The sequence below is a fragment of the Fibrobacter sp. genome, assembly GCF_045112255.1.
Classification (GTDB): Bacteria; Fibrobacterota; Fibrobacteria; order Fibrobacterales; family Fibrobacteraceae; genus Fibrobacter.
In genome coordinates this window covers 1-1,757 of the sequence record NZ_JBGUHR010000129.1, presented here as the reverse complement: position 1 = coordinate 1,757, position 1,757 = coordinate 1, and the positions used below count along the sequence as shown (strand labels likewise).

The 1,757-nt window shown below is 50.4% G+C and carries 1 protein-coding gene; it reads left to right on the top strand.

The features are described from left to right. Nucleotides 1–118: 118 nt before the first annotated feature. Nucleotides 119–1,705, top strand: a complete 1,587-nt coding sequence (locus tag ACJMM9_RS16810; RefSeq protein WP_405329598.1) for an IS1182 family transposase — start codon at nucleotides 119–121, stop codon at nucleotides 1,703–1,705. Nucleotides 1,706–1,757: the final 52 nt, after the last annotated feature.

Sequence of the window (1,757 nt, the reverse complement as noted above, 5' to 3'; positions counted from 1 at the left end):
CGAGACCACTGATTAATGCAAACATAACAATCGAAGTTATAAAACCAAAAGGACAACGGGGTGAGGATGTCGAAATAGTATAGTATACGAAAACGGAAGACAAGGGGCTGGGACAAAGATGCTGCGAGAGAACAACAGACAGATGAACTTCTACAGCACGCTATATGACAGGATACCGTCGAACCATATATTGAAGCAGATAAATGGAGCAGTAGATTTCAGCTTCATCAATGTAATGGTAGCGGACAGCTATTGCAAGAAGTATGGGCGACCGGCGAAGGAGCCGGAGATGATGCTAAAGCTGTGCGTGCTGGGGAAGTTGTATGATCTGTCAGATGTGAAAGTGATAGATGAAGCGCGATGCAATCTGGCATACTTATGGTTTCTGGGGCTGAATCCGGACGACGATCTGCCGGACCCCAGTCTACTTGCGAAATTCCGAACGCAGAGATTGAAGGATATCACACTGGATGAGATTCTGCAGGAGATCGTTCGGCAATGTGTGGAGAAAGGGATCATCAAAGGGAAAACGCTGTTAATCGACAGTACGCATACGGAAGCGAACTGCAAGAAGCAGGTGCCGGAGCGGATCATGAAGCATCTGGCGCAGAAGATGATAGAGAGCGTGAAGGCAGACCACGAAGGGGAAGTACCGACGGGGATAGACACGCAGATACCGGACTACAAGGGCATAGAGGATCCGAAGGAATCGAAGCGGGTCATGAAGGAATATCTGGAGGGACTGGTAAAGCAAACAGAGGAACATGCGGGATTCCATGCGAAGGGAACGATATCGGAAATCAAAGAAGTGCTTTCAGATGAGAAATTCATCGCGCAAAAGGGTCTGAGATCGCTGACGGACAAGGACGCGCGAGTGGGGTACAAGTCGAAGACGGATTCATTTTTCGGGTACAAAACGGAATTCACGATGACAGCGGAAGAGCGAATCATCACGGCGGTAGGCGTGCACAGCGGGGAATATACGGACGGAGAAGAGAGCATAGAACTGCTGGACAGGACGGAGGCCACAGGGATAAACGTCGAAGCGCTGAGCGGAGACAGGGCGTATTTTAAGAAAGACCTGTTGGATGAATTGGAGCGCCGGAAGATCGAGAGCGTGATACCGGTAAGCGCGTGCGTATACAAAGTGGACGAGACGCTGTATGCGTACAACAAGGACAGCGATGAATGGTACTGCCGGATGGGGAACCGGACGGTCAGGAAGAAGAGAAAGCTGAGGAAGAACAACGGGAAGCAGTATATGTATTATACATATACGTTCGATAAAGAAGCATGCCGGGGCTGTCCGCATCGAGAGGAATGCATGGGGCGAGCAAGCGGTGGCAAGACATTGCACGTATCAACAAACACGGCAGCCTACTACGAAGAGAGTCAGAGACAAAAGACAGAGGAATTCAAGAGGAAATACAGGAAACGCGCGGCAATAGAATGGAAGAATGCCGAGATGAAGCGCTTTCACGGGATGTCCCGAGCGGCAGGCTGGGGACTGCGAAGCATGTCGTTACAGGCAAAACTCACGGCAATCGCTGTGAATCTAAAGCGGATCGCAGCGCTGATTGGGCAAAGAGAGAAGGAAAACGCGGGAGTAAAGGCCGCATTTTCCTTCTTATCGCGTCAGTTGTACCGATTGGATAGAGATTGGCTGAAAATCTACTTGCCGCTCTGTGAAGTTGCCGGCATTTGACGCTTGGTTGCCGGTTTTTGAGCGGGTTCTTCAGTGGTCTCGAACCGTCCCC